This is a genomic window from Peiella sedimenti, assembly GCF_030504955.1.
In the GTDB taxonomy this organism is placed as follows: domain Bacteria; phylum Pseudomonadota; class Alphaproteobacteria; order Caulobacterales; family Caulobacteraceae; genus Brevundimonas; species Brevundimonas sedimenti.
Genome location: NZ_JAUKTR010000006.1, coordinates 221,908 through 228,250 on the forward strand (window position 1 = coordinate 221,908; position 6,343 = coordinate 228,250).

Consider the following 6,343-nt stretch of genomic DNA (forward strand, 5'->3'; position numbering starts at 1 on the left):
GGGCCTCTATATGGGCGGCTTTCCCGCCCGCGAACGGACCCATGGCCCGCATCCTCATCACCTCGGCCCTGCCGTACATCAACGGCGTCAAGCACCTGGGCAACCTGGCCGGCTCAATGCTGCCCGCCGACGTGTGGGCCCGGTTCAAGCGCGCCCAGGGTCATGAGGTGCTCTACATCTGCGCCACGGACGAGCACGGCACGCCGGCCGAGCTGGCCGCCGCCGCCGCCGGGCAGGATGTGGCCGCCTATTGCGATGAACAGCATGAGGTCCAGCGCCGCGCCGGCGAGGCCTTCGCGCTGTCCTATGACTGGTTCGGCCGCTCCTCGCGCCGGCCCAACCGCGAGCTGACCCAGCACTTCGCCAAGGTTCTGGAAGAGAACGGCTTCATCGAAGAGCGCGTCGACCAGATGGTCTATTCCATCGACGACGGCCGCTTCCTGCCCGACCGCTATGTGGAGGGGACCTGTCCCCACTGCGGCTATGAAAAGGCGCGCGGCGACCAGTGCGACAACTGCGGGCGCCTGCTGGATCCGGTGGACCTGAAGGACCCGTACTCGGCCATCTCGGGCTCGAAAAACCTCGAGGTGCGCGACACCCGCCACCTCTACCTGCTGCAGACCAAGCTGGCCGACCGCATCCGCAGCTTCGTGGATGCACGGGACTGGCCGAGCCTGGCCAAATCCATAGCCTATAAGCACCTGGACGAGGGGCTGATCGACCGGGGCATCACCCGTGACCTGAAGTGGGGCGTGCCGGTGGTGGGGCCCGACGGCGGCCCGCGCCCGGGCCTTGAGGGCAAGGTCTTCTACGTCTGGTTCGACGCCCCCATCGAATATATCGGCGCGACGGTGGAGTGGTCCGAGGCCACGGGCGGCGACTGGAAGCGCTGGTGGCGCACTGACGAAGGCGCCGACGACGTCCGCTACGTCCAGTTCATGGGCAAGGACAACGTGGCCTTCCACGCGGTCAGCTTTCCGGCCACGCTCCTGGGCTCGGGCGAGCCGTGGAAGACGGTCGATACGCTCAAGGCCTTCAACTGGCTGAACTGGTATGGCGGCAAGTTCTCCACCAGCCAGGGGCGCGGCGTCTTCATGGACCAGGCGCTGGAGCTGGCGCCGTCGGACGTCTGGCGCTGGCACCTGACCGCCTACGGGCCGGAGGGCTCGGACGCGGCCTTCACCTTCGAGCAGTTCCAGTCGACGACGAACAAGGACCTGGCCGACGTGCTGGGCAACTTCGTCAATCGCATCCTCCGCTTCACCGAAAGCCGGTTCGAGGGCGTCGTGCCGGACGCGGGTCAGCCGGGGCCGGTCGAGGCCAGGCTGGCCGCCGGCCTCAAGGCCGGCGTCGCCGAGGCGACCGCCGCTTTCGAGGCCATGGAGTTCCGCAAGGCGGCCCAAGCCGTGCGCGCCGTCTGGGTGCTAGGCAACGAGTACCTGCAGGAGGCGGCGCCCTGGACGGCGCTGAAGACCGATCCTGAGCGCGCCGCCGTGGGCGTGCGCACGGGCCTGAACCTGGTCGCCCTGTTCGCGCGGCTGGCGGCGCCCTTCATGCCGGAGGCGGCCGCGAAGATGGCTGCGGCCGTGGGTTCGGACGAGCTCAGCTGGCCCGGGGCCGACGAGGCCTTCCTCGACCGGCTGCCGCGCGGCCAGGCGGTCAGCGCGCCGGAGGTGCTGTTCCGCAAGATCGAGGACGAGCAGGTGGCCGACTGGACCGCCCGCTTCGGTGGAGCAGAGAGCTAGCGCCTACATCCCCTGACCGGGATCGTCAGACGGGTGAACGGGGTCGATCTGCTTGTCGCGCTTGCGGCTGCGCAGGCGGCCCACAAGGATGGCCAGCCCCAGGATCAGCGGCCCGCCGATGATGACCAGCGCCCAGGGCGCGGCCGACCAGTTTCCTCCATCCATGACGTCCTCCTTTGGCAGGAGAACGCCGCGCGGCGGCATGGGTTCGCCGGATCAGGCCGATGGCGTGGCCGGCGTGGGCGCCTGATCCGCCTGCCCTGGCGGGGTGGGGACGCCCTGGGCCGGCGGATGATCCTCGGCGTGCTGGACGCCACGATGGTGGGCCGCCTCTTCGGGGCCGATGTCCAGGAAGCCGGGCGCGGCGGCGTTGTAGCTCTCGAGGTTTCCGGTGCGGACGATCACCGAGCGCGTACCGTCCCAGATCATGTGCAGCGCCACATAGAGCACGATGACCAGGCCGACGTAGCCGATCCAGCGGTGCTTGTTGAGGATCCGGGCGATGAAGGTCGCGGCCAGGCCCATGAGAGCGATGGACAGGACCAGGCCGAAGACCATGATCCAAGGATGCTCGTGGGCGGCGCCGGCCACCGCCAGCACGTTGTCGAGGCTCATCGTCACGTCGGCGATGAGAATCTGCACCAGGGCGGCCGCGAAGCTCTTGCGCTTGATGCCCAGCTCTTCGGGGGCGAGGCCGCCGCCGTGGTGGATGGCGAGGGCCTTCTCCATCTCAAGCTCGGACTCGGCCTGGTCGTGGGTGGCCTGCTCGCGCAGTTCGCGCCACATCTTCCAGCAGACCCAGAGGAGGAGGAACCCGCCCGCCAGCAGCAGGCCGACGATGGCCAGCAGTTGCACCGTGATCAGGGCGAAGCCGATGCGCAGGACGACCGCGGCGGCCAGGCCGATGAGGATCGCCTTGCGGCGCTGCTCGACCGGCAGAGCGGCGGCGGCCAGGCCCACGGCCACGGCGTTATCGCCGGCCAGCACCAGGTCGATCATCAGGACCTGACCGAGCGCGGTCAGCTGCGAGGTGAACTCGGGCGAGGACAGGAATTCCATGCGCACTCCTTTGAGCGCCGCCTCCTAGCGCCGCCCCCTTGTGGTCGGCAAGGGCTTGCCTTAAATCCGCCACCGCTCACGGGTTTGTGAGGTGCGGTAAAACTTTTGCGATACCGCATCGCAAATGGTAATGGTGCGGCGCGGCATCCCCCCGCGATTCCGACTGTTTCTGGAGAGGGCCCCTTGGAGGCGCTGAACGACGTCGTAGTGCCGTTCGATCGGGCCCGTCCACTGGACGGGGGCTGGACCGATGCCGTCGCGCGCGCGCCGCGCGTCCCGGCCGAGATCGCGGAGCATTTGCCGCCCGAGCATCCCATCGCCATGGACCGCCAGCGCTTCGACGAAGCGTCCGAGGCGACCGGTCCGCTGGCGGCCGAGTCCGGCGAGGGCATGGCCTGGCGCCGCTGGGCCATCTTCGGCGGCGCGGTGTTTCTGGCCGCGGGCGTGGCTCACAAGCCCTTCACCATGTTCCAGCCGGAAGGCTTCACCGGGCTGGAGATCTTCGGCCTGACGCTGTTCTACCTGCTGTCCTACGCCCTGGCCTGCTGGTTCGGCACCTCGCTGGCCGGCTTCTTCGTACTGCTGAAGAACCGCCAGGACGAGATCGGCCTGATGTCCTCGCCGCGCCGGGTTCCGACCGGCCGCACGGCCCTGCTGGCGCCGATCTACAACGAGGACTTCCGCGCCGTGGCCGCGCGCCTGCGCACCATCGACGAGTCCCTGGCGGCCGAGGGCCTGTCCGACCGCTTCGACGTCTTCATCCTGTCGGACACCACCAAGGGCGAGATCGCGGCGGAGGAGCGCCAGGGCTTCGCCGCCCTGATGGGATCGACGCACAGCGCCTTCTATTATCGTCGCCGCACCGAGAACCACGAGCGCAAGGCCGGCAATCTGGCCGAGTGGGTGGCCCGTTTCGGCGGCGCCTATGAAACCATGGTGGTGCTGGACGCCGACAGCCTGATGAGCGGCGAGCTGATCGGCCGGCTGGCCGCGACCATGGAGCGCCGTCCCGACATCGGCCTGATCCAGACCCTGCCGGCGGTGGTCAACGCCAAGAGCCTGTTCGCGCGCTGGGCCCAGTTCGGCGTGCGCCTGTACGGGCGCGTGGCCTCGGCGGGCCTGGGCTGGTGGTCGGGCGCCGAGGCCAGCTACTGGGGCCACAACGCCATCGTGCGCACGCGCGCCTTCGCCGCCTGCGCCAGTCTGCCCCACCTGCCGGGCCGCAAGCCCTTCGGGGGGCACCTGATGAGCCATGACGTGCCGGAAGCCGCCTTCCTGCGGCGCGGCGGCTGGGGCGTGCACATCGCGGCCATCGACCAGGGCTCGTACGAAGAGAACCCGCCGAACCTGATCGAGGCCTCGGTCCGCGACCGCCGCTGGTGCCAGGGCAACATGCAGCATGTGCGCATCCTGAACGCCAAGGGCTTCCACTGGGTCAGCCGCCTGCACCTGCTGATGGGCTTCCTGGCCTACGCCCTGTCGCCGCTGTGGCTGGTGTTCCTGTCCGTGTGGGTCGCTCTGACGCTGCAGATGGGTTCCTTCGACGACCAGTACGCCACCTGGGCCGACCTGGCGAAGGACAGCAACGCTGACTGGAGCTGGCGCGACCTGGAGCTGCCCGGCTGGTCCGGCGTCCTGGCCCTGCTGCTGCTGATCGGGCCCAAGCTGCTGGGCGCGACCCTGATCCTGTTGCGCGCCGAAGACCGCGCCCGCTATGGCGGGGGCCTGCGCCTGATTGCCGGCGTGGTGCTGGAGATGCTGATCTCGGTGCTGATGGCGCCGGTGCTGATGCTGTCCCAGACCCGCGCCATGGTCGAAATCTGCCTGGGGCGTGACGCCGGCTGGGCGCCGCAACAGCGCGACGGCGGCCGCCTCAGCTGGGTGGACGGCCTGCGCCGCTACTGGTGGCATGGCCTGGTGGGGCTGGGCCTGGCCCTGGCCGCCTCGCCGTGGCCGCCGCTGCTGCTGGCCTCGGCCCCGCTGCTGGGCGGACTGATCCTGGCCGTGCCCTTCGCCGTGATCAGCTCGCGCCGGGACCTGAATCGCTGGCTGCAGCCGGGCGGACTGATGGCCACGCCGGAGGAAATCCAGCCCGACGCGCTTTTGGCGCACCGGCCGGTATGGACGACGCCCGAAGCGGCCCAGGCCGACGAGACCTTCGTGCCCGCGCCCGCCGCGGCGGTGGGCTGATCCTCTACCGAGGGCGGCTCGCCTCGTAGAGAGCGATGGCCGCGGCGTTGGAGACGTTCAGACTCTCGAACCCGCCGGGCATGGCGATGCGCGCCAGCTCGTCGCAATGCTCGGCCACCAGACGGCGGATGCCGTCGCCCTCCGACCCCAGCACCAGCACGGTGGGACGCCCGTCCAGCACCTGATCGAGGGTGCGGTCGCCTTCGCCAGACAGGCCGACGGCGCGCCAGCCCATCTCGGCCAGGGTTTCGAGCGCGCGCGACAGGTTGGTGACCCGCGCATGGGGCAGGGCGTCGACGGCGCCGACCGAGGCCTTGGCGACCGTGCCGTTCAGCAGAGGCGCGTGGCGATCCTGAACGATGACGCCGCGCGCCCCGAAGGCCGCGGCCGAGCGGAAGATGGCGCCGACATTGTGGGGGTCGGTCACCTGGTCCAGCATCAGGATCACGCCTGAGCCGCCTTCGGCCATCGCCGCAAGGGATATGGGCTCGATGGGCGGCGCCTTCAGCGCCATGCCCTGGTGCACAGCGCCCTGGGGCAGGAGGCGGGCGAGGGCGGCCGGGTCCATGGCTTCGACCCGGACGCCGGGCCTCAGGCGGGCGCGATCGATCTCGCCCTCGCGCTCCGGACTCAGCACCAGACGGAACGTGCCCTGACGCGCCGGATTGTCCAGCGCCGCCAGCACCGGATGGCGGCCCCATACCCAGTTGTCGTGGTCGCCGCCGCCCTTGACGGCGGGGCGTTCGCGGCGGGACTCGCCCACTGCCTTCCCAGTGGGCTTCCCTTGAGTCGGCGTCGGGCTCCAGCCGCCCTTGCGCGGCTTTGCGGCGGAATGCGCCAAGCCTTGCGCTTTCTTGGATTTCCGGTCGTTGCGTTCGCGATGGGACGACACTATAAGGCGCGCTCCGATTTGGGGCCCGATGGCGCCCCTGGCCGGCGCTTCCTATATCAAGGAGGGCGATCCGGGCAGGGGGGCGGGAAGGCTCCGGCTCTCGAAACGCGCTTTGGGGGAATGTCCCGAGCGGCAAAGGGGGCGGACTGTAAATCCGCTGGCGTACGCCTTCGCAGGTTCGAGTCCTGCTTCCCCCACCACGCGTTTCGGCCGGACCCGCCGCCGGCGGCCGCCTCAAGCCGGACCCGGTTTTTGCGCCGGCGGGTATAGCACAATGGTAGTGCAGCAGCCTTCCAAGCTGAGGATGCCGGTTCGATCCCGGCTACCCGCTCCAACCACATCCGCCCGGCCCCGCTCGGGACGAACAGGAGTTATTGGCTATGGCCAAGGAAAAGTTTGAGCGGAACAAGCCGCACTGCAACATTGGCACGATTGGTCACGTGGACCATGGCAAGAC

General features: G+C 69.6%; 6 protein-coding genes and 2 tRNA genes. 5 read left to right on the forward strand and 3 right to left on the reverse strand.

Annotated elements, in window-relative coordinates; genetic code table 11:
* Positions 1–41: 41 nt before the first annotated feature.
* Positions 42–1,745: a methionine--tRNA ligase gene (gene metG, locus Q0812_RS13690; protein WP_302110912.1), complete on the forward strand. Its 1,704-nt coding sequence runs from the start codon at positions 42–44 to the stop codon at positions 1,743–1,745.
* Positions 1,746–1,748: 3 nt separating this feature from the next.
* On the opposite strand, the gene Q0812_RS13695 is transcribed toward metG, so the two are convergent.
* The gene (locus Q0812_RS13695) at positions 1,749–1,910 is read right to left on the reverse strand and encodes a hypothetical protein (RefSeq protein ID WP_302110913.1); all 162 of its coding nucleotides are present in this window, start codon (positions 1,908–1,910) and stop codon (positions 1,749–1,751) included.
* Between the two features lie 51 nt (positions 1,911–1,961).
* Complete coding sequence (locus Q0812_RS13700; RefSeq protein ID WP_302110914.1) at positions 1,962–2,804, reverse strand: TerC family protein; 843 nt, start codon at positions 2,802–2,804, stop codon at positions 1,962–1,964.
* A gap of 183 nt (positions 2,805–2,987) precedes the next feature.
* Here Q0812_RS13700 and mdoH point away from each other — a divergent pair, with 183 nt between their 5' ends.
* Complete coding sequence (gene mdoH / locus Q0812_RS13705) at positions 2,988–4,994, forward strand: glucans biosynthesis glucosyltransferase MdoH (protein ID WP_302110915.1); 2,007 nt, start codon at positions 2,988–2,990, stop codon at positions 4,992–4,994.
* Positions 4,995–4,998: 4 nt separating this feature from the next.
* Here the strand turns inward: mdoH and rlmB are convergent, their stop codons facing one another.
* Entirely contained in the window at positions 4,999–5,886 is an 888-nt protein-coding gene (rlmB, locus tag Q0812_RS13710) for a 23S rRNA (guanosine(2251)-2'-O)-methyltransferase RlmB (protein ID WP_302110916.1), read from the reverse strand.
* A 114-nt stretch (positions 5,887–6,000) separates the two neighbouring features.
* Here rlmB and Q0812_RS13715 point away from each other — a divergent pair.
* From Q0812_RS13715 to Q0812_RS13725, 3 genes are all read left to right on the forward strand, one after another.
* Positions 6,001–6,086, forward strand: a tRNA-Tyr gene (locus tag Q0812_RS13715).
* Positions 6,087–6,146: 60 nt separating this feature from the next.
* Positions 6,147–6,220 (forward strand) — tRNA-Gly (locus Q0812_RS13720).
* Between the two features lie 46 nt (positions 6,221–6,266).
* On the forward strand, positions 6,267–6,343 hold a 77-nt coding region (locus tag Q0812_RS13725; protein WP_245158267.1), incomplete at its 3' end, for a hypothetical protein.